At 67.1% G+C, this 24968-nt stretch carries 20 protein-coding genes; 7 read left to right on the plus strand and 13 right to left on the minus strand.

Annotation, left to right across the window (positions count from 1 at the left end; genetic code table 11):
• Positions 1-150 precede the first annotated feature (150 nt).
• The 5 genes from ACOQPE_RS00380 to ACOQPE_RS00400 form a co-directional block, all read right to left on the minus strand.
• Positions 151-1524: a UDP-glucose dehydrogenase family protein gene (locus ACOQPE_RS00380; RefSeq protein WP_420609978.1), complete on the minus strand. Its 1374-nt coding sequence runs from the start codon at positions 1522-1524 to the stop codon at positions 151-153.
• Positions 1521-3125: an LCP family protein gene (locus tag ACOQPE_RS00385; protein ID WP_420609979.1), complete on the minus strand. Its 1605-nt coding sequence runs from the start codon at positions 3123-3125 to the stop codon at positions 1521-1523. The genes ACOQPE_RS00380 and ACOQPE_RS00385 overlap by 4 nt, the downstream gene beginning before the upstream one ends.
• Positions 3122-4489 (minus strand): FAD-dependent oxidoreductase, encoded by a 1368-nt coding sequence (locus tag ACOQPE_RS00390; protein WP_419916233.1) that lies wholly within the window; start codon positions 4487-4489, stop codon positions 3122-3124. The genes ACOQPE_RS00385 and ACOQPE_RS00390 overlap by 4 nt, the downstream gene beginning before the upstream one ends.
• 62 nt (positions 4490-4551) lie before the next feature.
• Complete coding sequence (gene moeB / locus ACOQPE_RS00395; RefSeq protein WP_420609980.1) at positions 4552-5715, minus strand: molybdopterin-synthase adenylyltransferase MoeB; 1164 nt, start codon at positions 5713-5715, stop codon at positions 4552-4554.
• A gap of 109 nt (positions 5716-5824) precedes the next feature.
• The gene (locus ACOQPE_RS00400) at positions 5825-6634 is read right to left on the minus strand and encodes an SIR2 family NAD-dependent protein deacylase (RefSeq protein ID WP_420609981.1); all 810 of its coding nucleotides are present in this window, start codon (positions 6632-6634) and stop codon (positions 5825-5827) included.
• A 161-nt stretch (positions 6635-6795) separates the two neighbouring features.
• Here ACOQPE_RS00400 and ACOQPE_RS00405 point away from each other — a divergent pair, with 161 nt between their 5' ends.
• Positions 6796-7521 (plus strand): hypothetical protein, encoded by a 726-nt coding sequence (locus ACOQPE_RS00405; protein WP_420609982.1) that lies wholly within the window; start codon positions 6796-6798, stop codon positions 7519-7521.
• A gap of 7 nt (positions 7522-7528) precedes the next feature.
• Here the strand turns inward: ACOQPE_RS00405 and ACOQPE_RS00410 are convergent, their stop codons facing one another.
• Complete coding sequence (locus tag ACOQPE_RS00410) at positions 7529-9025, minus strand: leucyl aminopeptidase (protein ID WP_420609983.1); 1497 nt, start codon at positions 9023-9025, stop codon at positions 7529-7531.
• Positions 9026-9151: 126 nt separating this feature from the next.
• Positions 9152-10078: a biotin--[acetyl-CoA-carboxylase] ligase gene (locus ACOQPE_RS00415; RefSeq protein WP_420609984.1), complete on the minus strand. Its 927-nt coding sequence runs from the start codon at positions 10076-10078 to the stop codon at positions 9152-9154.
• A 194-nt stretch (positions 10079-10272) separates the two neighbouring features.
• On the opposite strand from ACOQPE_RS00415, the gene ACOQPE_RS00420 reads away from it, so the two are divergent.
• Positions 10273-12036, plus strand: a complete 1764-nt coding sequence (locus ACOQPE_RS00420) for an acetyl/propionyl/methylcrotonyl-CoA carboxylase subunit alpha (RefSeq protein WP_420609985.1) — start codon at positions 10273-10275, stop codon at positions 12034-12036.
• 21 nt (positions 12037-12057) lie between these two features.
• Here ACOQPE_RS00420 and ACOQPE_RS00425 read toward each other — a convergent pair whose 3' ends face one another.
• The 6 genes from ACOQPE_RS00425 to ACOQPE_RS00450 all read right to left on the minus strand — a co-directional run bounded on the left by ACOQPE_RS00425 (position 12058) and on the right by ACOQPE_RS00450 (position 18012).
• Positions 12058-13041: a glycosyltransferase family 2 protein gene (locus ACOQPE_RS00425; RefSeq protein ID WP_420609986.1), complete on the minus strand. Its 984-nt coding sequence runs from the start codon at positions 13039-13041 to the stop codon at positions 12058-12060.
• Between the two features lie 130 nt (positions 13042-13171).
• On the minus strand, positions 13172-13972 hold the full coding sequence (locus ACOQPE_RS00430; protein WP_420609987.1) for an ABC transporter permease: 801 nt from the start codon (positions 13970-13972) through the stop codon (positions 13172-13174).
• Positions 13969-14988: an ABC transporter ATP-binding protein gene (locus tag ACOQPE_RS00435; RefSeq protein ID WP_420609988.1), complete on the minus strand. Its 1020-nt coding sequence runs from the start codon at positions 14986-14988 to the stop codon at positions 13969-13971. The genes ACOQPE_RS00430 and ACOQPE_RS00435 overlap by 4 nt, the downstream gene beginning before the upstream one ends.
• A complete protein-coding gene (locus ACOQPE_RS00440; RefSeq protein WP_420609989.1) occupies positions 14988-15944 on the minus strand; it encodes an ABC transporter permease in 957 nt (318 codons plus the stop codon). The genes ACOQPE_RS00435 and ACOQPE_RS00440 overlap by 1 nt, the downstream gene beginning before the upstream one ends.
• The gene (locus ACOQPE_RS00445; RefSeq protein WP_420609990.1) at positions 15941-16888 is read right to left on the minus strand and encodes an ABC transporter ATP-binding protein; all 948 of its coding nucleotides are present in this window, start codon (positions 16886-16888) and stop codon (positions 15941-15943) included. The genes ACOQPE_RS00440 and ACOQPE_RS00445 overlap by 4 nt, the downstream gene beginning before the upstream one ends.
• 56 nt (positions 16889-16944) lie before the next feature.
• Positions 16945-18012, minus strand: coding sequence for a 4-hydroxyphenylacetate 3-hydroxylase C-terminal domain-containing protein (locus ACOQPE_RS00450; protein ID WP_420611329.1), 1068 nt, complete (start codon positions 18010-18012; stop codon positions 16945-16947).
• Between the two features lie 134 nt (positions 18013-18146).
• Here ACOQPE_RS00450 and ACOQPE_RS00455 point away from each other — a divergent pair, with 134 nt between their 5' ends.
• From ACOQPE_RS00455 to ACOQPE_RS00475, 5 genes are all read left to right on the plus strand, one after another.
• A complete protein-coding gene (locus ACOQPE_RS00455; protein ID WP_420609991.1) occupies positions 18147-19397 on the plus strand; it encodes a tyrosine-type recombinase/integrase in 1251 nt (416 codons plus the stop codon).
• 821 nt (positions 19398-20218) lie between these two features.
• Entirely contained in the window at positions 20219-21337 is a 1119-nt protein-coding gene (locus ACOQPE_RS00460; RefSeq protein ID WP_420609992.1) for a hypothetical protein, read from the plus strand.
• A gap of 1251 nt (positions 21338-22588) precedes the next feature.
• Positions 22589-24043, plus strand: coding sequence for a hypothetical protein (locus tag ACOQPE_RS00465; RefSeq protein WP_420609993.1), 1455 nt, complete (start codon positions 22589-22591; stop codon positions 24041-24043).
• A 216-nt stretch (positions 24044-24259) separates the two neighbouring features.
• Complete coding sequence (locus tag ACOQPE_RS00470) at positions 24260-24571, plus strand: hypothetical protein (RefSeq protein WP_420609994.1); 312 nt, start codon at positions 24260-24262, stop codon at positions 24569-24571.
• Positions 24572-24612: 41 nt separating this feature from the next.
• Complete coding sequence (locus ACOQPE_RS00475) at positions 24613-24924, plus strand: hypothetical protein (RefSeq protein ID WP_420609995.1); 312 nt, start codon at positions 24613-24615, stop codon at positions 24922-24924.
• The last annotated feature ends 44 nt before the right edge of the window (positions 24925-24968 follow it).

Raw genomic sequence — 24968 nt, forward strand, 5'->3', positions numbered from 1 at the left:
ACGGGGCGACAAGCTACCGGCGCTCGCGGCTGATGGGTGCGCCCGCTGCGGGGGCGGCAGGTCCCTCTGCTCCCAGCGATCTAGCAGGTCGCAACGTCGCAGTGTTCCCTGCCGCCCCCGCAGCTATGGCATCAGTGCGTTCTCGTGTGCTCAGCGGCGACCGAGGCCCTCGTAGGTGAAGCCCGCGGCGCGTAGCTGGTCCGCGTCGAGCAGGTTGCGTGCATCCACGACGCGAGCTGCGGCCATCTCCGACGCGGCCCGCTCCCAGTCAAGGGCCGCGAACTCAGGCCACTCGGTCAGAACGACGGTTACATCGGCACCATGCAGGGCCTCGAACGCCGAACTTCGGACGTGCAAGGCCGCTGGCAGTTGCGAGGCGATGTCGGGACGGTCGTCGAGACTGCCCAGCGCCGGGTCGTACGCCACGAGGCGCGCGCCCGTCGCGCTCAGCCGCTCGGCAACCCGAAGAGCGGGAGAGCCGCGCAGGTCGTCGGTGCCGGCTTTGAAGGTGAGGCCCAGCATCGCCACCGTGACACCGTCAAGGTCGACAGTTCCCGCGGCTCCATCGCCGGCATCCGGATCCGTTACCTCGTCTGGCTCGCCCACGACCATCCGGGCGACCTTCGCGACCACCCGGTCGAGCTGCTGCTCGTTGACCGCGATGACGCCTTCGAGCAGGTCGAAGACGTAGCCGGCGTCGTTGGCGACCGACACCAGTGCACGGGTGTCCTTCGGCAGGCACGAGCCGCCCCAGCCGGGACCGGGCTGCAGGTAGGCCGAACCGATGCGGTGATCGGTGCCGACCCCGGCAAGAACTGTGTCGACGTCAGCGCCGACCGCCTCGCAGACGGCTGCGAGCGCATTCACGAACGAGACCTTGGCGGCCAGAAATGCGTTTGCTGCGTACTTGACAGTCTCGGCCGATGTGGGATCGCTGAGGATCACCGGCGCTGCCACGCCGGCATACAGCGCCGCAACCCGGCGTGCCACCGAGGGATCCTCAGCCCCGATGACGATCCGATCAGGTGACAGGAAATCGGCAACCGCCGAGCCTTCCCGCAGGAACTCGGGATTCGATGCCAGCGCCACATCGGTGCGCCCGAGCGCCGCGGCAATCTTGGGCGCGGTTCCCACCGGCACGGTCGACTTCGTCACCACGACCGAGCCTGGCTGCAGGCAAGACGCCACCGAATCGAGTGCCGCCAGCAAGTAGCTGAGCTCGGTCTCGCCGTCAGCACGCAGCGGCGTCGGCACGCAGACGAAGACGAAATCGCACGTGGATGCAACGGCTTCGGCCGAGATCACAAACCGGAGGCGACGCTCGGCAATGCCATCGGCGACGAGCCGATCCAGATCGGCTTCGCGAATATGCACCACGCCGGCCGACAAGGACGCCACCTTGGCCCGGTCGATGTCTGCGCAGATGACGTCGTGGCCGAGGTGGGCGAAACACGCGGCTGTCGTCAGTCCGACGTAGCCCGCACCGACGACGAGGATGCGGTGCTCGGGCGATGTGCCGCTCATGGCGCCAGCTGGTCGGCGGAGGGCACATCGACCCTCCGGTAGCCGGGATCGATGCGAAGAGGTTCGTCGCCGATGTGCAGGATCACCGTGGTTGCATCAAGCTCGGCATGGCCGGCGAATTCTGGCACAGGCAACAGATGACTGGCCAGCAGGCCGGCCGCGAGCCGTCCCTGCGGGGCCAGATAGACGACGGTGCCCTCGGGAACGCCCGAGATGCCATCGGGCATGGGCCCCGCCGCCTCCGCGTCGAACCCGAGTTCGCTCAGCCCTGCAGCCACCTGGTGTCGCGCCGTGCCGGTGACCTGCACCCGCACGCGCGACTCGACGATGTCGTCCCAGCCGATGCCCCGGAACACATCCAGCACCCGCTGATTGTGCTCAGCGCGCTGCGGATCGAGCCCGAGCGACCATCGCACCGGGTCGTGAATATCCACAACCCGCAGCTCGTAGTCCTCGACATCGGCGCCGACATCAACACCGACGAATCTGCCGGCGAGTCTCCGGCCATCGTTCACCACGCTCAGCGTGTCGGAGGTGGACAGGTGGTCGGCTGCAATGTCCAATACCGCGAGCAGGCGGATCGGGTTGGCCAACAACGCGGGTGCGACTTGGGCAACGGCAGTGCGCAAGAATGCCCGCTGCCGGTCGGTGCGGGCGAGATCGTTCCAGGCTCCGTGCCGCTGCCAAGTCCCGTCAGGCAGCTGCGCTTCGAGATGGCGACTGCGAACGAACGCGAGCGCCTGCCGGCCGTCGAGGAGATGGGTACCCGCCCCGGTAACGAACCCGCTGCGGCTGTCGGTCGGGTCGGTCGCATCCTCCTTCGGTTCGTCGCGCAACGGCCGGTCGAATGTCATCTCGACACCCCCGATGGCGTCAACCAGCCTCAGGAATGCCTCGAAATCCACCTCCACGAAATGCTGCAGGGTGATGTCGAGGTTCTCCTCGACGGTGTCGATCATGCGGGCGGCGCGTCCCGCCGTGGTGCGGTCGCGGTTGTAGGCGCTGTTGATCTTGGCGATGACGCCGGTACCTGCGATATCGCTCGTGCCGGCGATTTCGGCTGCCAAGTCCCGCGGGATGGACATCATCGCCGCGGTGCCATCGTCGCGCAGCCGGATCACCATGATGACGTCCGCCAGCCGGTTGTGGTCCGAGTGGCCGGCACGCAGCGGATCGTCGGCAGCGAGTCCCAGAGTGCTGTCCGTGCCGACAAGCAAGTAGTTCTCTCCGGTCGGGCCGCTCGGCAGGACAGGCTGACCAGCAGGCGGGTCAGCGGCACGTGACGGGTCCGACAAGGAGTCCGACCCGTCACCTGATACGACGCCATCACCTGCGATTCCCGCTTCGTCACTGCTGGCGCTGTCTGCGCCGGCAGCACTGTCAGTCTTCGCCGCGACTGCGGCCGACTGCCCAATCAGCACGTCGGCTGCTGTTACCGGCTGCTGGGGAGCAGGTGTCAGCACACCCGCCAGCTCATGTCGTTCGATCCGTCCGAGCTGCACCAGCACGTAGGCGGATACGCCGGTGGCAGCTGCGGTGACCAGGGTCAGTACCGCCAGCGCGACAAGAATGAGGCGAGTGCGCCAGCTGCGGTGGCTCACTCAGCTGCCTCGGAGAGGGCCTCGCTCAACGACGGATACACGAACAGGCTCTCGGCGATGTCTTGAACCCGCAGGTTCGCGCTGACAGCGAGAGCCACCACCGAGATCAGCTCGGCTGCATGCCGGCCCACGATGGAGCCGCCCAGCACCTGGCCGGTCAGCGGGTCGGAGACGATCTTCACAAAGCCGCGGGGGTTCTCCTCGATGAGTGCCTTGGCGTTCGCGCCGAACGGCACCTTCGTGACGCGGATCTTGCGACCGGTAGCGAATGCCTCCGCCTCGGCCAATCCGACATCGGCGATCTCGGGCTCGGTGAAGATGGCCGATGCCGCCTTGTCGTAGTCGAGATGGCGGTGCGGGCGGGTCTCGTGCAGGCCCATGGCATGCTCGACGATCTTGCGTCCCTGCATTGCCGCCACCGACGAGAGCGGCAGCTTGCCCGACAGGTCGCCTGCCGCATAGATGCTCGGCACCGACGAGCACAGGTTGTGGTCGACATCCACATAGCCCTCGCCGTCGACTCGCACCTCGGTGTTCTCCAGCCCCAAGCCGTCGCTGTTGGGAATCGAGCCGATGGCGAGCAAGGCGTGCGTTGCCCGTACCGTGCGACCGTCGCTGCACACGACCTCGACCGCGTCGCCGTCACGCACGATGTTCACCGCACGTGCGCCTTTCAGCATGGCGACACCGAGATCACTGAAGGTCTGCTCCAGCACCGCAGCGGCTTCGGGGTCTTTGTGGGGCAGCACTTGCTGACGGCTCACGATCAGCGTGACTTGGGAGCCCAGCGAGGTGAACATGTGCACGAATTCGACGCCGGTCACCCCCGAGCCCACCACCACGAGGTGTTCGGGCAGCTCTGCGGGCGGGTAAGCGTCGCGGGTGGTCAAGACCCGCTCGCCGTCGATGGGCGCCCACTCGGGGATGCGAGGCCGGCTGCCGGTCGACAGCACGACGACATCGGCTGACAGCTCCACGGCCCCGTCGGCGGTATCTGCGCAGACTTCGTTGGGCCCGAGCAGGCGGCCCGAGCCCGACAGGATCCGCACACCTTGGCTGACCAGCATCTGCCGGGCGACCTCAGCGAGACGGTCTTCGATGTCGCCGATGCGCTGGCGAAGGTGCGGGGTGTCCACCGATGTGGACACGTTGGCAAGGCCCAGCTCGTCGAGATGGCCCGCAAAGCTGAGCGCCGAGCCGGTGGCGATCATGGTCTTGGACGGCACGCAATCCCGCAGGTGCGCGGAGCCGCCCACGATGTCGCGCTCGATGAGCGTCACGTCTGCGCCGTAGCGCGCCGCATAGGTAGCCGCCGAGTGACCCGCCGGGCCACCGCCGATCACGACGAACCGCTTCTGGGCCATGGACCCGCAGCGTACCGGTGCCCCTCAGCCCGACTGTCGTCGCGGCGCTGTGCTGAGTTAGCTCAGCTCAGCGTGGGGCTGCAGAGGCCGTCGAGCTCGCTGACGGTGATGCGCTCGCGATTGGCATAGGTGACCTCGTTGGAGGGATCCGGCCGCAGCCGGAATTCGCGGAACGTCATCTCCAGCGAGTCGAAAGCGACGATGCGGCCCGACAGCGAATCACCGACGCCGAGGATCAGCTTGATGGTCTCGAGCGCCTGGATCGAGCCCACGATTCCCGGCAGCACGCCGAGCACGCCGGCCTCCGCACACGACGGGGCAAGCTCCGCCGGCGGGGGCTCGGGCAGATAGTCGCGATAAGTCGGCCCCTGCTGCGGGTCGAACACGGTGACCTGGCCCTCGAAGCGGAAGATCGAGCCGTGCACCACCGGTATGCCCAGCTTCACGGAGGCATCGTTGAGCAGGTATCGGCTCGGGAAGTTGTCGGCGCCGTCCACGATCACGTCCCAGCCAGGCAGGATCTCCAGCACATTGTCGGCGCCGAGCCGGGTGTCGTAGGTGACCACGTTGACGTCGGGGTTCAGCGCAGTCAGGGTCTTCTTGGCCGAGTCGACCTTGCGGTCGCCGACACGGTCGACGTTGTGGAGAATCTGGCGCTGCAGGTTGGACTCGTCGACCACGTCCATGTCGATGATCCCGAGCGTGCCGACACCGGCGGCCGCTAGGTAGAGCGCAGCGGGCGAGCCGAGGCCGCCTGCGCCGAGCATGAGCACCTTGGCGTCGAGCAGCTTGAGCTGGCCTGCCTCGCCCACCTCGGGAAGCAGCAGGTGTCGCTGGTACCGGTTGCGCTGCTCGGCACCGAGCGAGGCCGGCGTCGACCATGGCCGGCCCTCGTCCTTCCACTGACCGAAGCCGCCGTCCATGGACACCGCGTTCGGGTATCCCAGCTCAGCAAGCGTCTTCGCAGCAAAGGCCGAGCGCACGCCGCCGGCGCAGTAGACGATGACCTCGGCGTCGTGGTCGGGCAGCCGGTTCTCGATCTGTGCCTCGAGGTGCCCGCGCGGGATGTGGATCGCATCGGCGAGCGCACCCTGCTCGTACTCGTCGGGCTCTCGCACGTCGAGCACCACCGGTGCACGCTCGGAGATCCACTCGGCCGCCGTGGCCGTGGTGATCTCAGTGATCTCGCGCTTGGTCGCTGTCAGCAGTTCGCGGAACGAGGGCATCGGGGCCTCCCTGTTCGTCGCCCGGTGTCTGGAACGATGGTGTCGCGTTCGATGACGCCCAGTCCCCAGACCAGGCTCAGGCCCTAAATCCTACTCAACAGGTCGGGTTTTAGTGCCGCCGCCGATCACCGCAGATCTGGGGGAGGACCTCGGAGATGGATCGGCGGAGCACCATGTCGGCGAGATGGTCCATCTCGGTGGGCTCCGCATTGACGATCACGACACGCGCGCCTGCCGACTTCGCCGTCGGCACCACCGCAGCGATGGGATACACCGCCAGCGTCGTTCCCACGGCCAGCATCAGGTCGCAATTCTCAGCAGCAATCTGGGCACGCAGCAGGTCCCGCGCCACGAGCTGCTGGCCGAAACTGATCGTGGCGCTCTTGAGAATCCCGCCGCACACCGGACACGGCGGATCATCCTCGCCGAGCCGCACCCGATCGAGCACCACCCCCATGTCAGCGCGGTAGTCGCACTCCAGGCACGCAACCTCCCGGATGGTGCCGTGGACCTCCACGATCTTGTCGGGATCCGAGCCGGCGTCGTGGTGCAGCCCGTCCACGTTCTGCGTGAGCAGCGACACCAGCTTGCGGCGGCGCTCGAGCTGCACCAGGGCTCGGTGCCCGTCGTTGGGCTCGGCACCCCACGCACGGTGATCCATGCGCGCCCGCCAAGCCAGCACGCGCACCTCGGGATCAGCCAGGTAGTTCTGCAGCGTCGCCTGCTTCTCAGCAGCGGGGTTCTTGGTCCATACGCCATTGGGGCCGCGGAAGTCCGGGATTCCGGAGTCGGTGGAGATCCCGGCGCCGGTCAGCACCGTGATGGCGTTTGCCTCATCGATCCACCCGGCCACCGTTCGAACGTCGTCATCGGTGTCGGAACCCGCATCAGGCCCCCGGTCCGTCTCGGCTGGGCTCATGCCTCACAGTCTGACTGATCGCCGGGTACCGGGTTTGACGAAATGTGTGTAATTAAAAATATATTTCATGTTGTATAAATATTTTTTGATATACAACAGCTCAACCGCACACGAACGCCGGTCCCGGCCGGACGCGACACGACACGCTGAAGGAGACCTCGATGCGAACCGACCACATGCCGACGACTGCCCCGCCCCTGACTGCCAGCAGCGACGCTGCAGCGGCCAACCTGCAGCTCGTCGGCGGCACGGCGACGGTGCCGATCAAGCCGCTGGCCCCAGCAGCCACAAGCGAGCCTCTGCGTGTGCTCTTGGCGCGGCCGTGGGATGACCCCAGCTTGCGGCGCCGTGGCCACGATCCGCGTTCGGCCTACGTGGAACGCTTCTGGGTCGCCATCCTGGGCCCGAGCGCCGTCTGGTTTCTGCGTCTGCTCGCACGGGAGTTCGACGAACTGGCCCCAGGAGAAGACCTGCGACTCGATCTCGACTCCACCGCCCGGCGACTCGGGCTCCAGCACCGCGGCGGCCGCACAAGCAGCTTCATGCGCACTATCGACCGCTGCGCCATGTTCCACCTGGCGCAGTTCGCCGATGACGCCGTGCTAATGGTTCGCCGCCTGCTGCCGCCCGTGCCACGCCGGCTGCACGACCGGATGCCCCAAGAGCTGCGTGAGGAGGTCGGACGCTGGTCGCGTACCGACGGGCGTGCGGATTTCTCGGTCGGCGAGACCCGCCTGCTCGCGTCGTGCATGCTGATGCTCGGCCACGGCCTGCACGAGTCAGCCGAGCGCCTGGTGACGCTGGGGCTCGCGCCCAATGCCGCCAACGAGGCAACGGCATGGGCATGGGCGCAGCGATGCACGCGGCCTGATATGCGCCGCGGCTAGCGCCCGGTCACCAACCGCAGATCAGCTCCACCAGCGTGCGCACACCGAAGCCGGACGCTCCCTTGGACAGCTCGCCGGTGTCGGCGTCGGTACGCACCGGTCCCGCGATGTCGAAGTGCACCCACGGTGTCTCGCCCACGAACTCTGACAGGAACAGGCCTGCGTGGAGCGTGCCTCCGTAGCGGTTCTTGCCGATGTTGCGCAGGTCGGCGATCGGCGAGTCGAGCTGCTCGCGGTACTCCGGCGGCAGCGGCAGATGCCAGAGCAGCTCGCCGGCGGCGCTCGCCGCAGCCTGGGCACGCCCGATCGCTGCGGGGTCGTTACCCATGAGCCCGCCGTACTTGTCGCCGAGCGCCACCATGCAGGCACCCGTCAGCGTGGCGAGGTCGACAACCAGGTCTGGCTCCTCTTCGACCGAGAGCGACAAACCGTCAGCGAGCACGAGCCGACCCTCGGCGTCGGTGTTCAGCACTTCCACGGTCTTGCCGTTGCGGATGCGCAGCACATCGCCAGGCTTGGTGGCCGTGGGTCCGGGCTGGTTGTCGGTGCAGCAGCAGATGCCCGTGACCGCGACATCGGGCGCCAGCCGGATGATCGCGCTCATCGCGCCGATGACCGCTGCAGCGCCGCCCATGTCGATCTTCATCCACTCCATGCCCTCGAAGGTCTTGAGGTTGAGCCCGCCCGTGTCGAATGTGATGCCCTTGCCGACGAGGTGCACAGTGGCGCGCGGTTCAGCGGTCGGCTGCCAGCGCATGCGGATGAGCGCCGGCGGTTCTGTCGAGCCAGCGTTGACACCCAGGAGCCCACCGCATCGTTCCGCCTCCAGTCGTTCGCGGTCCCACACCTCCACCGATGCAGTGCCTGCCGCGGGATCGCCGTCTGCGGAGGCCGCCTCGATCGCCTCGGTTGCGGCGTCGGCCAGGCCGCTTGCGGTGAGCGCGCCGGCTGGCTGGTTGACGAGGTCGCGGGCCAGGGCAATGCCGCCGGCCACAGCAGCGGCACGGGCGACGGCTGCTGTCGTGTCGGTGCCGTCGGGCGCTGCGAGCACAACGTGGCCGAGCGCATGGGCTTCGGGCGGTTCGCCTTTGTGCTCGTTGAACCCGTAGGAGGCCAGGAGCATGCCTTCGACCACTGCCGCTAGTGCGACATCGGCACCGAGATCGTCAGCCGCAGCGGCCGCCAGTGCCGAGGTCAGCGAGTCAACCTTCGCTGCCGCCCGCCAAAGGTTCGCCGCCGCCTTGCGAACGTCCGCCGCAGTGAGATCGTCCGAACCGAGCCCGACGGCGATGGGCATGGTGTCCTCGGCAGTGTCGGCGATGCCAGCCATCAGCGCAGTGCTGCCGGCGGCACCATCGAAGCCGCTGGCTGCCAGGTAGTTTGGCGTGGCTCCCAGCGTGTCCAGCGCATCGCTGCGCACCGGCCTGTCCGCGGCGGCCGTGGGCGGCGCAGCGGCGGGGTCGGTCACCACCTCGAAGGCGTCGATCGAAACAGTCAGCGGCACAGCGTCCTCACTCTGTCGGGGGTGATACGAGCGACGGCAAGCGCGGCCCGCACTGCGGTTCTACCCGACGCCGACGCTCAACGCAGCAGATGTTTGTTCTGCGCTGATCGGGGCCCGTATTTCGCCTCACGCCGGGCGCAGGTGCACCACGTCGCCGACTGCCACCGTATGGACCGCCCCGGCATCGTCGGTGATCAGCAACCTGCCCTCAGCATCGAGATCGCTCGCCACACCTTCGAGGCTGCGCTCATCGTTTGCAGGCGCGTCTGTTGTGGCGTCAAGTGAGACGCGCACGCGATGACCGAGCGTGGCGGAATTCCGGCGAGCCTCGTCCAGCACGATGGCTGCTCCGGCGCCGTCAGCGGCCCGGCACAGCAGCTCGTAGCGAGCCTCCAGACCCTCGAGCACCCGGCGTGCCAGCAGCGTCCGGTCCACCGGAGCTCCCGATTCCAGGTTCAGGCTGGTCGCGACGCCTTCCAGTTCCGCGGGCACCTCCGGCCAGCCGGTATTGAGGCCCATGCCCACGACCACCGCAGACAGCAGTCCCTGCGTGCTGATGGACTCGGCCAGGATGCCCGCCAGCTTGCGATCGCGGCGGGCGGCGCCGTGACCGTCCGCGTCGTGGCCAGCCGATTCGCCGCCGGCAGAGTCACGGTCAGCAGGGCCAGCAATCACGAGATCGTTGGGCCACTTCAGCAGCGGCCGGACGCCGCTTACCTGCTTGCACGCGTTTGCGGCGGCCAGCCCGACGGCAAGCGTCACCAAGGCCGCCCGAGTCGGAGGCAGCGGGCCCGGCGGCGGGCGCAGCAGCACCGACATCATGAGCGAGGTGCCCGGCGGCGCCGTCCAGCGGCGGCCGCGACGGCCGCGGCCGGCGGTCTGCAGGTCGGCGATCAGCACCATCCCTTCGGGTGCCCCCCGGCGGGCCCGATCGAGCAGCTCAGTGTTGGTCGAGCCGATCTCGTCGTGCCACTCGACCTCGGCGAAGCGGGTGCCAGCGACCAACCCGAAGTGTGGTGAGTCGAATTGCGCCGGGTCGTCGGTGACAGGCACGCAGCGACAGTACCGGTAGCGAACATGAGCAGGGAGCAATAGCGTCGCCTGACCAGAGGCTGAGCCGAAGGGCGAAGCCGGGGCCCGAGCGGCCCGTGAGCGCAGCGAACAAGAGCGGGAAGCAACTGGTGACGCAACGAGAAATCTCTCATGTCCGCGCATTCGAGTCCCACGGCAATCTGGGGACCTGATCCGTGTTCAGCAAGCTCCTCATCGCCAACCGGGGCGAGATTGCCGTGCGTGTCATCCGGGCGTGCCGCGAGCTGGGCATTCCGTCGGTAGCGGTGTACAGCGAACTGGACCGTGACGCCATGCATGTGCGGCTCGCGGACGAGGCGTTCGCCCTTGGCGGTCAGACTGCGGCCGAGAGCTACCTCAACACCGAGGCAATTCTCGATGTCATCGCCCGGTGCGGCGCCGATGCGGTCCATCCCGGCTACGGCTTCTATTCCGAGAACGCCGATTTTGCCCGCGCCATTACCGAGCGCGGCGTGACGTTCGTGGGGCCGCCGCCCGAAGCCATCGAGGTGATGGGCGACAAGATCTCGGCGCGCCTGGCCGCCGAACGGTCCGGCGTCGCAGGCGTGCCCGGCACCACCGAGGTGATCACTTCCACCGACGAAGTCGCCGCGTTCGGCGATGAGCACGGCTACCCCATCGCCATCAAGGCGGCGTACGGGGGCGGCGGTCGCGGCATGAAGGTTGTCGACAGCCCTGAGGAGATCGAAGCCGCCTTGGCGTCGGCGCAGCGGGAGGCCGAAGCGTTCTTCGGGCGGGGCGAGTGCTACATGGAGCGCTACCTCACCTGGCCCCGCCACATCGAGATGCAGATCATCGCCGATCACCACGGCAATGCCGTATGGCTGGGCGAGCGTGACTGCTCTGCCCAGCGCCGACACCAGAAGCTGGTGGAGGAGAGCCCCGCGCCGCTGCTCGACGATGCCGTTCGCAAGGCGATGGGCGACGCGGCGGTGGCGGTGGCCCGTGGCTGCAACTACACGAATGCCGGCACGGTGGAGTTCCTCTACCAGGACGGCGAGTTCTTCTACCTGGAGATGAACACCCGGCTGCAGGTGGAGCACCCGGTCACCGAGATGGTGACCGGCATCGATCTGGTACGCGAGCAGATCCGCGTGGCCGCCGGTGAGCCACTGTCGTTCACGCAGTCGGAGGTGACATCGGTCGGTCACGCAATCGAGGCGCGCATCAACGCCGAGGATCCCGCGGGCGGTCGCTTCTTGCCGTCGCCTGGCGCTCTGACTTCACTGGTGGTGCCAGACGGTTTCGGCGTTCGCTGGGACGGCGGATATGAGGCAGGCGACACCGTCAGCCAGTACTACGACAACCTCATCGGCAAGCTTGTCGTGTGGGGCTCTGATCGCCCGACGGCCATAGGTCGCATGCAGCGGGCCCTCAGCGAGCTGAGCGTCGGCGGTGTCGCGACAACCGCCGCAGCACACGCACGGATCATGGCCTCAGAGGACTTCCAGGCCGGCATCCACAGCACCAAGTGGGTGGAGGAGCGGCTCGATCTGAGCGGTGTGACCGGCAAGACCGATTCGGAACCCCCCGCTGCGCCTGACAGCGACGACATGCCGCGCGTGCGACGCGATGTCGTGGTGGAAGTGGACGGCAAGCGGTTCTCGGTGAGCGCGTGGGTGCCCGAATCTGCACCAGCCGCCAGCTCAGCCAACACGGCTGCTCGCCCCCGTCGAGCGAGCGGCGGCACTTCAGCGGGCGCCGGTACGGGTCAGGTGACCGTCCCCATGCAGGGGACGATCGTCAAGATCCTGGTGGAGATCGGCCAGGAGGTCACTGCCGGAGAGGGGGTGGTGGTGCTCGAAGCCATGAAGATGGAGAACAGCATCAACGCCGACCGCTCCGGGACCGTCAGCGAGATCAAGGTCGAACCGGGCGACACCGTGGGCGCCGGCGACGTGGTGGTCGTTATCTCCTGAGCGCGCCCGCGATGAGGGCGCTCAGTGATGTGTGTCTTCGCCCTGCTGATGCTTCTTGAGTGCGCCGAGATCGAGTTCTATGGCGCGGACGCGGCGCAGTGTTCGTTCTGCGATGACACGGTTGGCGCGCAGCAGGTCAGCCAGAACGCCGAGCATCACGAGCTGCATGGCCACGAGCAGCGCGACGGCGCCGATGATGAGCGACTGCACATGACCTGAGCCGTCCGAGGTCACCAGGAACCACCCGAATCGGGCGAACAGGAAGACGCCGATCGCAGCGAACAGTGCCGCAGGCACGGCGAAGACCCGCAACGGTTCGTGCATCGCATAGACGCGGGCGATGGTGCCTGCCGCCCTGCGCACGTACTGGCGCTTCGACTTGAACAGGCGCGACGGCCGGGTGGTGGGATTCACCCGCACCGGCACATCAGTGACCGCAAGGTCTGACTTGCCGGCCTGGATCACCGTCTCGAGCGTGTAGGTGAAGCGAGATACGACGTTTGCTGCAAGTGCAGCCTCCCGGCTGTAGGCGCGGAACCCCGAAGTGACATCGGCAACGTCGGTCGCCGATGCCTGGCGAACCGTCCACGAGCCCAGCCGCTGCAGCCGCTTCTTCAGCGGCGAGAACTCGGGATGGTTGCGGATGTCCCGCGAGCCGATCACCAGGTCGGCACGGCCAGTAACGATCGGATCAGTCAGCTTGCTGATGTCGCCCGCGTCGTACTGGTTGTCGCCATCGGTGTTCACGATGACGTCGGCGCCCATGCGCAGTGCCGCATCGATGCCGCTGGCAAAGGCCACGGCGAGCCCCTTGTTCTGCGTGAGGCTCACGACGGCGTCGGCGCCGTGGTCGCGGGCCACCTTGACCGTGTCATCGGTGGAGCCGTCGTCGATGACCAGCCACAGCACCTCGCTGAAGCCGTCCACCTGGCGCGGCAGTGCGCTCAGGGTTGCTCCCAGTGTCTCCGCCTCGTTGAGGCAGGGGATCTGGATGACCAGCCGCACCAGCCCATTGTGTCGGGTGTGTCCGCTGCGGAGGCGACAGAACCCTCTGCGACCAGCGATCCAGCAGGTCGCAATGTCGCAGAGTCTCCTGCCCCCTCCGCAGCTATGGCAACCGGTTACCGGCGAAAGGTCAGTCGACGTTGAGACGGCCGAGGCGTACGGTGGCGAGGGCGAGGCTGACGGCTGAGACGCAGGCCAGCACGACGACCGCAGTGATGAGCCCGTAGGTGGTGAAGCCGAGATCGACGTCAGCGATCCGCGCGAGCAGCGCGCGGGCGTACCCGCGCAACGACAGGCGCTCGGCGAAGTCGCCGAGACCCACCGCCAGGCCCTCCCACAGCAGCACGTAGGCGATCCCCCACAGAACGGCTTTGCGGAACAGCAAGCCCAGCAGCACGAACAGGCACGAATAGGCGACGGTGCCCAGCGCCGCCGCAGTCAGCGCTCCCAACGCGACGCCGCCTGAGTCTGCAACAAAGTCAGTGGCGAACCAGCCGCCCAACGCGGTCGGAATGACGCACAGCGGCAGCGAAACCGTGACGGCCGCCGCGGCAGCAGCCACCACCAGCGGAGCGCGGCCCATGGGGCGCAGCCATAGGTACACGAGCGTGCCGTCATCGCGGACATCGCCCAGCGAGGCTGCGGCGAACACCAAGGAGACGATGGGAACGATGATGATCAGGCCGAAACCGTCGGCATAGCTGGCACCGTCGAACAGCGCCCCTTCATTGGCGGGAGCGCCGCCATTCGTCGAGTTGCCCACCACCCAGCCGACCACAATCATGACGGCGCCGAGCGCACCGAGCGCCGCCAGGCGACCGATGGAGACGATCTGGCGAATGAGTACCCGGTAGCACAGCGTCGTCGCCCGTACAGCGCCGACGCGGCGCCGCTGCTCTACGGGCCGTTGGGTGTCGGGCTCGGCGATCATCGTCGTTCCACCAAATAGCGGAAGACCGATTCGAGGTCTTCGTCGAGCGGGATGACCTGCCGCAGACGGGCGCCCAGATCTTTCGCCAGCGGCGCAATCTCGCGTCCTAGGCGGTCCACCTCCAGCGTGTCCGCCACCACCACATCGCCGTCGATGCGCACCCCCACCACGGCGCCCGAAGTGACCAGCGCGGCCGCGAGATGGCGAGGCTTGTCGGCCTCGATGCTGATGCGGTGCGGGCGGTCGTCCATCAGCTCGCGGAGCTCTCGATAGTCACCGCTGGCGACAAGGCGGCCTTGGGCGATCACCAGGATTCGCGATCCGAGCCGGGCGACTTCCTCGAGCACATGGGACGACACGAGCACGCAGCGCCCTTGCGCGCCCAGGTCCTCGAGCAACTCGATCATGCGGCGTCGCTGAACGGGGTCGAGGCCGTTGAGCGGCTCATCCAGGATCAGCACCTCCGGATCGTGAACGAGCGCGGCTGCCAGCTTCGTGCGCTGCCGCATGCCCTTGGAATAGCCCGATACCGGCCGACCATCGTCGGGGTCGAGTTCGACGATGCCCAGCGCGTGTCTCCCCGCCGCTTCGGGGTTCGCCACACCCTGCGTGGCGGCTGCGATCGTCACGAATTCGAGCGCGTCGAGCCGGTCGAACAGAGCGTCCTGCTGCGGTGACAACCCGATCCGGCCTCGTACATCGCGGTCGCTGCGGGCATCAGCTCCCAGCACGCGCACCGTTCCCCGCGACGGCGGGGTGAGCCCGCACATCATGCGGAACAGCGTCGACTTGCCTGCACCGTTGGGTCCCAGCAGTGCCGTGACGCCGGCACGGACGGCGAAAGTCACGTCGGACACGGCCACCACATCGCCGAAGAACTTCGACACACCGTGCACCTCGACCATGCCTGCGGGCGGCACCGCCGGCGCGGCGGCCCCAGCTGCCGACTCGGGCACCGGCTCGTCACCGGCAACGTCGGGTGTGGGTGCAGGCACAGGGCGAGGTCGGGCGTTCATCAACCCGCCTCGATGCGGCGATAACGCCACCACACGACTGCCGCTCCTGCCGCGACCCATGCGGCATTCACAGCGATGACGAACAGCGTCGACAGCTCGCTGATGCGCAGCCCCGGAGGCCCGTCGTCTTCACCCAATGGCGACGGCGGGCCGACGCCGAAGATCCGATCCTTGAGTGCGTCGCCGATCTCGCCCAAGTTGAACGCGTAGATGCGAGGATCCATCTCGGCCACTTCGACGAGCAGGCCGGTGACGATCTGTGAGCCCAGCAAGAGCAGGATGACGCCGATCACGGCGAATGCCCGCCGATCGGTCAAGCTCGAAATCGCCAGACTGGCCGCGGTGATGGTGGCAGCGATGACGATGCCCGAACCCAGTATCCGCACCAGCACGGTCAGCCAGTCGCCAATGCCGTCAGGACCTGAACCCTCCACGGTGTAGGCGACGAGCAGGAACAGCAACGGCCCCATGGTGATGACTGCCAGCGTCACCGTCACCGCGACAGCCTTCGACGCCAGGTAGCTCCACAAGCGCAACGGTGTGGACAGGTACAGCGACAGCATGCCGTTGCGGCGATCGGCCACCAGGATCTCGGGCACCACGATCCCGCAGTAGAAGAACAGCGCCACCTCGATGAAGCCGTAGTACTGGTGGTACTCGGGCAGGATGTTCTCAGAGATCAGATCGATATCGAGCACGATCGCAATGCCCACGAAAACGATGGCGGGAACCAGGGCGATGACCACGGCCAGCCACGGCAGGAACTTGTGGCGGGCCGGACGCCCGAAGCCGAGCGTGAATCTCACCGACGAGGCGACTACCGCGCGCATGGCGCCGGCGAGCCCGTGGCGGGCGCCGCTGTAGGACCGGTAGCGCTGGTCGAGAATCTGCGCGGCGCCGTCGTCAACTTCGGGCGCCTGTTCGCGAACGTCGACGGTTCCGGATGCGTCGCTCATGTCGCCGACACCTCGAACAAGTCGGCCAGCGTGCGCTGGCGCGCCTCGAGACGCCGGATGCGCGCCCCTGATTCGGCGACTGCATCACGCGCCCGATCGCTGAGCTCATCTCGCCCGGCTCCGCCGAGTCGCAACGTGGTGCCAGTGCGCTCCACTTCGATGCCGGCGCCGCGCAGCATGCGCTCGACAGCGTCAACCGTCCCAGCGGGCTTGACGATGTCGACCAGCTCCAGCGTGATGCCCTCACCGTCGCCGACAAGTTCGGCGATCGGCCCGTCGGCGACCAAGCGGCCCGCGTCGAGGGCGACGATGTGGTCGCAGACCCGCTCGACCTCTTCCAGCAAATGCGACGACAAGACCACGCTGACCGAGTGCTCATTGCTGATCTCGCCGATGAGCGTGAGCATCTCAGTGCGCTGCGTGGGGTCGAGCCCCGAGGTGGGCTCGTCGAGCAGCACCATCTCGGGGTCTGACGCGACGGCCTGCGCCAGCTTGACGCGCTGGCGCTGACCGGTGGACATGGTGCCGAGCGTGCGTGTGCGCTCCTCGCCGAGCCCGACCAGCCACAGGCTGTCCGATGCTCGGGTGCGGGCTTCGCTGCGAGGCAGGCCGCGTACCTGTGCCAGATGGCGCACGAAGTCGACGGCCCGCATCTCGTCGGGAAGCACGTCGCGTTCGGGGGCGAATCCCACCTTGGCCCGCAATGCGGCACCCTGGCTGCGGGGGTCGAGCCCCAGCACCGTGGCCGAACCAGAGGTCGGCGGGCGCAAGCCGAGCAGCGCGTTGAGCAGCGTGGTCTTGCCGGCGCCGTTCGCCCCGACGAGTCCGGTCACTCCGGGCCGCATCTGAATGTCGAGCGCGTCGAGCGCCACCGTCGATCCGAACCGCTGTGTCAACGCTGCCGTCGAGACGAGCACCGTCTCGGCAGCGGCAGCGTCGCTCACGCGCTCAACCTAAACCCGTTGGGCGGCTGCTAGCCGTCAAGCGGAGAGAACGACAGCTAGTGATCCGATTCGGCGAGACCCGCGACGGCCAGCGCCTTCTGCTTGGCGGCGTCGAGGTCGTAGTGCTTGCGCGTCACGATGCGCTGGGCATAGAGGCCACCGCCGGCCTGCAGATTGGTCACGAACTTCCAGCCGCCGTAGGAGTCGGCGGTGAGGTCCCGGATGGTGTGCATCAGGCGTGCCCGGTATTCGCCGTCGACGTCGTGGCGGGTGGACATGTACTTCCGTGCCAGCGCACCGACGTCGGGATTCTCGAAATCGGCCGGCACCGGCGAGGTGAGCACGGCGCCGCCGGCGATGTCGTGCAGGTGGCGCACCATGGCGCTGTAGTTCGCCGCCGCCTGGAACTTGCCGGCGTTGGTGTAGAGCTCGTTGGGGAACGCCGCGCCCTCGGGCCCGATCGAGCAGTGGGCGATGGCCGCTTCCAGCGCAGCTCGAATCAGCGTGGCGTGGATGATCAACTCGGAGATCTTCTCCTTGACGTGACCGATCCCCGCCGTGCCGTTGGCCTCGGCCACGAGCTGGGCCAACCCGACGAGCTGGTCGGCTTCCTCCACGAACGCCGACAGCCCGCCGAGGCGTTCCCACAGTCCCAGCGCATGGGCGAATACGGCGGCATAGTGCGTCTCGCCGTCGAGGAAGACGCGCTCGTGGGGCACGAACACGTCGTCGAAGATCACGAAGCCCTCGGGATAGTGGTGCTCGCCCGACACGGGGAAAGCCCGGGGATCCTCGTGGCGGGGCGCGTAGGTGGTGTTGATGATCTTGACGCCAGGGGCATTCACCGGCACCGAGCAGCCGATCGACCAGTCCTCCTCGCCGGGCTTCATGGCCTTGGTGGGAATCGTGAGCAGTTCATGGCCGAACGAAGCACCGGTGATGTGCAGCTTCGCGCCGCGGATCACCACGCCGTCCCGCTGGCGATCCACCACGCGCACATACGAATCCAGGTCGTCCTGGCGGGCCGGCGGCCGGCTGCGGTCGCCCTTGGCGTCGGTGATGCACTGCGTGATCCGCACGTCGTCGCGCTGCGCCTCGCTGATGAAGGCGTCCATCCGCTCGATGTAGTCGGGCTTGGACTATGTTGTACGTAGTATCTGCCTATTTGAGAGGGGTTTGAGCAGCAATGGACTTGATCCGGTCAAACCGTGGTTATAATGAAGGTCAGTCTAAAGGTCAGACATACAGGGGAGGAACAATGAGCCTGACTGACACGCAGATAGGGAAGCTCCGACGGGCGGGGAGGCACGGCGCTGGCAAGTACGGGCTGGCAGTGAACGTCCACCATGCCAAGAGCGGCGACATCACCCGGTCTTGGGTTCAGAGGGTCACTGTGAACGGCAAGCGGGTGAACCTTGGGCTTGGCCGCTGGCCGATTGTTGACGTGGCGCGGGCCGAGAGAATGGCGCTCGACAATCTGAGGATGGCGCTCGACGGCATAGACCCTCGCAAGCGCACGGGCACCCCGGCGCTGCCTGCTCCGGCTGCGCCTGCTGTGCCTGCCCCGGTCGTGCCCGCTGCCCCGCAGCAGACGCCTTCTGAGGATCGCTGGCAGTTTGTCAGCGGGCCGACGCTGGCAGGCGAGTGGGCTTCGTTCGTGGCGATGAAAGAGGCTGACGGGGACGTGAGCGCCAAGGTCGCCAAAGACTGGGGATCAACCTTCGACGCCTACCTGAGAGACGCGCTGGGCGGCAGGCAGGTCGCCAGCATCGAGAGCGGGGACGTGGTTGCCGCTATCAACGCCATCGAGTCGCCTTCCCGCAGGAAGCGCACGCTGAGCAGGCTCAAGTCTGTTCTGGCGTCATGCGCTGCCCGCGGGCTTGTGGGCACCAACGTTGCCGCCGATGTCGGGGCAGCCATCCGCAACGGCGACAAGGGAGGGCATCACGCAGCCGTTTCTATCGAGACGGCTCACGACGAATACGTGAAGGTTCTCGATGCCGAAGTGAACGAGAGCAGGCTTGTCCTGTTTCAGCTTGTGGCGCTCACCGGCTGCCGAGTCTCAGAGGCACAGCAGGCACGCTGGGCAGACTTCGACATCGAGGCAGGCACTTGGACAATCGACGCCAGCAGGACCAAGACAGAAACGGAGTACGTGTTCGCTCTGTCGGCTGAGGCAGTCAGGGTCCTGCGCTTCGCCAAGAGCCTGCAAGAGCGCCAAGGCATCGCTTCCGACTTCGCGGCAGTGCAAGCCAAGACCGGCAAGCCTCTGCCCGACTCATGGCCGCAGAGGCAAAGGCAGCGAGTCGAGGGCATCGAGTGGACTCACCACGGCTGGCGCACCTGCTTCGCAGGATGGGCGAGCCGGGAGGGCTACCCGCGCGAAGTCATCGAGCGCCAGCTTCAGCACGCAGAGAAAGGCGTGCAGGCGTGCTACTACCGAGACGACCTGATCGAGCGCAGGCGCGAGATGGTCGAGCGCTGGGCCGAGTACCTGACTGGCGGCTAGAGCGCCCGCAGGCGGCTTGTGCGCCTTCCCGCTGGGGCAGGCGCGTGCTCCCCTCAGAACCCCTCAGAACGTCTCCTAGAGGCTGCTGAGGGGTTCTGTCGATGTCGGGCGGGAGGGTCGTAGAGGGAGGCACGCGTCAGAAAGAAACCCGTCTCGGGAGTCGTGCTGCAACAGACAGCCGCGGGAACCCCTGCCCCGTCTCCTGCCTGCATGGCAAGGGTCGTAGAGGGAGGCACGCGGTCACACACTCTTGCGCGTCAGGCGAGGTTGTCGGGGTTGTGAGACGGCAGGGGTTCGGCAGGCTCGCAACTACTCGGCGGAGGGCCGGGAAAGGCACGAACGGAAGCGGCAGGCGAACTTGTTGGGGTTGCGAGACCGTAGGGGTTCTGCAACTTCGCAACTACGCGGGAGGGCAGCGAAGGCACAAACGGGAAAGGCGCAGATTGGCTTGTCTTGGTGCGGCTTGCTGGGGTTTCGGCTGCTCGGCGGGTGCGGCGGGGTGCTGGCAGGGTACAAACGAGTCACAAACGGGTTGGCGGGCGGCAGTGTCGTGGCGGGCGGGTTGCTGGGCTGTGTATCGTGATGTGCGTTCATCCTCTTGCCTGTTGTGATGACATTCGTTTCATGGTTCTGAACCCCGCTGGCTTCGGTCGGCGGGGTTCGCCATTTCCCGCCTTGGTGCTGCGGGCAGTAATCTGGCAGGCGAAGCAAAGCCGGGCCGTCGTGAAACAGCGGCCCGCACAACAGGCAAGGGAAAGAGGATGGCGACCAAGCCGAGACAGCAGCCGCGTCGGGCGCAGCCGAGACGTGCGCCGGAGTTCATGGATGGCTGGGCTATCCACAATCAGCGCAAGGGCGCGGGGCAGGTGAAGGCGCTCATATCCGCTGACGACGGGACGCCGTTGCTGCCGCGTTGCAGCATGGTTCTGGCAGGTCCGCCGAAGTGGGGCAAGAGCGCTCTTTGCTATGAGATAGCGCGCCGGGAGATGGAAGCGGGCGGACGCGTGCTGGTGCTTCATGGCGACGGCGACTCTGACCTGTTCCGCTGGCGCGACGGCATCGAGGCTGTCGGCGATGTCGCCTACAGCGACCCTTTGGACCATCCCTTGCGGGTGGGCCGCTATGGCGACTTCCGCGAGCTTGAACAGCGGGAGCAACGCAAGGCTGCAAGGTGGGCAACGCTGGTCATCGTTGACAGCGCCATGAGCGTTGCTCAGGCGCTCGGGCTGTCAGGCGTCAACGACGACAAGACAGCCGCCCACGTCAAGCAGGAGCTTGGGCCGCTGGTCAGGAGCGCCAAGAGCCTCATTCTGGTTCACCATGTCGCCAAGGGCAGCGGCAGCACGCCGTTGGGTTCTGTGGGCTGGAGCGCTCTTGCCGACGCGACAGTGATGCTCACGGGCGAGTCTCTTGGCGAAGCCGACACGACCGCGAGGCAGGAGCTTCGCAGCCGGGACCGCTTTGCTGGCAACTGGGGCGCATCGTTGACCATCACCAAGGGAACCAACGCCGACGGCGGGCCGACGCTGGCCTACCAATGGGCCGCGCTGAGCGCTGCGGCCAGCACGGCAGGCGCTCAGGACAAGAGAGACTTGGCAGCTATCCGCAGCGTCGTAGACGGCGCGGGAGGCAAGTACGACGCTGGCGAGTCGGGAATGAGCAACGCAACAGGGCTCAGCCGAGACCGTCTCAGAAGCCTGCGCGACAAGCTGGGCAGCGTCGGCATTCGATACCTGGGCAAGGGCAAAGGCTCGAAGGGCATCTACGAAACAGCCGACGACCAACCCGACCAACCCGACCAACCCGACCAACCCGACCAACCCGACCAACCCCATAGGTGGCACTTGGTGACTCCTAGAAGCGTGATGGCCGAGCACAAGCGCGGGCAGGTGATAACCCGACTCGGCTACGACCCTGCGGACATGGCCCGCACAGCGTGAGCGTTCGTCTCGGCTCAGACAGTCAGGCAGCCGACGCGGGCGCAACCCGGCTCGAAAGACAGCTCATCGAGTCCCGCAACAGCGGCGGCTAGGCGCGCCGCAGCCGCGCCGACAAGAGCCGAACGTCGCGCCGAGCCTGCGGGCAAGGGCTGAGCAACAGGCGCAAGACGACGCCGAGCCTGCCTCGATTGCCAACGCTGACCAACGGCGGCAGCAGACAGAAGCCGCGCGCCAACGGCGCTCAGAAACGGGCCGACCCTGCCAGCAGCCAACCCGCAGCCGTGAGCCTCAGCCGCCGACGAAGCGCCCACGGGCAGGAGCGCTGCCCACGACGCGCCAGAACGCAACAGCGGCGACCCTGCGGGCGCTGAGGGCAACCCTGTAGGCGGGCCAGCAGGGACGTGAGACGAACGCCGAGCTAGTCGATTCCGCAGTGAGCCGCTACACATCGAGCAAGCTCGGAGACGGTCGGCGCCAAGCACGAACAGCACGCCATCGAGCCGACATCGACAACGCTGCTGAGGCTCGGCGCTCCCCAAGGCGCAAGGCCGACCGTATGCGCGAGGAACTTGCCTCTGCCGTAGTGCTCAATCGAGACCGTCTCGGCTCGAGCGCTCTTGCTCGAATCACCGGCGTGAGCCGGGCCGCGTTGCTGCGGATGGCATCACCCGCCTACGAGCGCAGGCAAGCCGTCAGCATCGAGCTTGCCCGCGGGAGCACTCAGGCGCTCATCGACACAAGCGCTCACAAGGTCAGGGTCCGCCAGCCGGACTCCCGCAACCCGAAGCCTCACTGCCCCACGGAAACCCCTGCCCCGACCCTGCCGCCGACACAGAGGGTCGTAGGGGCAAGGCACGAGGTCACACACTTCTAGTCTCGATGCCATGCCCACGACTCAGGCCAAGCCGACACAGCGAGGCACGCTGCGGGCCGACAGCGCACGCCTAGCGCTGCCGATGCCCCGCTAGCCACAACCGGGCACAACAGGCCGCAGGCACGCTCAGACGGCTTCCTGAGGGCCGCAGGCGAGCCTCAGCGCCCACGCTCGGCGGGCACTCGAAACAGGCAGGGGAAAGACGCGCTTGCACGCGTCCGCGAAACGCGCGAGAGTCGCGCCCGTCACACACCACCACGGCCCTTTTCGGGCCGTGCGGGCCGCTCGGGCGGCATCAGTTGCATGGGTCCCTCCTTGCGGTCCGCGCGGTGGTGTGTGACGCCCACATTCGCTGATTCCGCTCGGAGGGACCCTCCATGTCCAAACGATCCTTGGCGGCGCTGTGCGCGCTGCTGGCGTTCATCGCCGTTCTTGTCGCTGTTCCGCTCGCCACGGCCGAGACGGCCGAGGCGCACACCAAGACCGTCAAGCGCTGCTCATATGACCCGTTCACCAACGTTCAGCAGTGCTGGTACGAGAAAGTCGCGCACACGCACCGCGTGATCCCCGACAACCCCCCGCCGGACACGTCGCCCACCACCACGACAGCGCCGCCGCCGAAGTCGTGCCCGGCGGGCCAGCACTCAAACGGCGGGGCCGGCAAGAACTGCCACAGCCACAGCTTCACGCCGCCGTGCGGTACGGGCACATGGTCGCCCGGACACGGCCACTCGGCCATTCAGCGGCCCCCGTGCCCGCCGCCGCCCAAATGCGCCGACGGCTACAGCGGCACCCCGCCCAACTGCAAGAAGATCGAGCCGCCCAAATGCGCCGACGGCTACTCGGGCACGCCGCCGAACTGCGTCAAGGACAAGCCCAAGACGACCACGCCGCCGGACTGCGCCCCGGTGACGCGCGGGCGCGGCGTTCGCCATCAGCACCGGCACGCGCTGGGCACCGGCTCAGCGGCCACCACGTCGGCCTGTCACCCGGTCAATGACTCGCACTGCTCGACGGGCGAGCACGAGCACGCTCACGGATCGCAGCAGTGCCACACGCTCGGCCAGAAGACCGACAACAGCGACGGGGACCACAAGGGGTGGACCGACCACTGCCCCGCCGGCGAGCACTCTCACGAGCACACGGGCGGCTGCCACCTTGAGAAACAGCAGGCGTGGCGGTTTCCCCAGGCGTGCCGCGGCCCCGACGCGAGCGTGCGCTATCACAACCACGGCCAAGGGCTGGCCTGCCATCCCGTGGGCGCCGATCTGTGCCCCGCGGGCCAGCACGAGCACAAGCCCGGCATCTATCGCAACGTGCGCGGCTGCCACGACGAAGACACCCAGCACGGCAGCGGCGAACTCAAACAATCAGAGGGACACCTCTACGACGCCGCCGGCAAAATCGTCTGCTACGGGGCCGCCGGTGTTGGTGCCGCGGCTGCGGGGAAACTCATTGTCAAAGGTGCTTCTTGGATCGCGCAGTTTGTGGCCGGTTCCCCTGTTGGCATTGGCGTAGATATTGGCTGCGAGAAGTTGTTTGACAAACTCGAAGAAGCCGAGAAGAACAAGCGCGAGCAAGAAAAGAAAGACCACGACGACGACAGCGGCTCCGGCTCGGGCAGCGGCTCCAGCCAGCAGCCGACGCCAGATCAAAACGACCCCGACGGCGACTACGACGGCAACGGCACGACCACGGCCGAGGAAGCGCACGAGGCATCCCTCAGATACGAGGCCGGGGAACTCACCGACGCGGAGTACTACCGGATCATCTACAAGTCCTGGTGCGACCGCGGCGACAGCTACTACTGCGGCAAGAAACCACCACAATGAACACCCCGAGACACGCGACCACCACACGGCCCGCCGCACAGGGCCGAGTACGATCCGAAACGGAGACCCCAACCATGACCACCCCCAAACGATCCACAAAACGAAGCACGCGACAGGCTTGGGCCGTCGGGTTGGTGGTCGTGGTGTTCCTAGCGATACGCGACATCGTTGGCTGGATCCCGGCATTGGTCTTTTTCGGTGTAGCCCTCGGAGTGTTTGCCCTGTTGGACGTGCGCGAGCGCCAGCAGCGTCGCGGGGCTGAGGCGGTTTCGTCGGGCTGACGTTCGGCGCTGCCCGCCCGGCACTGACGACGACGACAGCGGCGACGGCTCCGACGCTGACCCTGAGCCGGAGGCCGATCCGAACGATCCCGACGGCGACTACGACGGCGACGGCAAGACCACGGGCGAGGAAGCGCACGAGGCAAGCAACAAATGGCTGGCCGGCGAGATCACCGACGCGGAGTATTACCGGATCATCTACAAGTTCTTCTGCGACAGCGGCGACACGTCCTACTGCGGCAAGTGAGGCGGGAAACGACGATGAGCACCCCGAGCTACCCTGACACCATGAGCGACAGCGTTGAGCGAGCAACGGTGCGCCGAGCGCGACGCTCGGCCGAAAAGCCCGGCCGAAAATGGCAAGGCGATTCGTTCCGGGACAAGACTGAGAAAGCAGCCGGTTCGCTCGCATTGCTGCCGATGTTTGCGACCATCGCGCTGTGGCGCGTGCTGTTCCCGGAGAGCGTCTGGCTTGGCGTGCTCGTGGCGCTGGCCGTCGGCGTCGCGACCGTAGCGGCATTCGAGGCATGGCAGCGTCGGCGAACCCCGGATGTCGCCGATTCAATCGGCGACGGGTACGAGTACGACCCTCGCCATTGACCGCAACTGCGCTAGCGCTGTCGGTGGGCTAGGCGAGTGCCCTA

The organism is Candidatus Poriferisodalis sp., from assembly GCF_965219595.1.
Taxonomy (GTDB): Bacteria; Actinomycetota; Acidimicrobiia; order Acidimicrobiales; family Poriferisodalaceae; genus Poriferisodalis.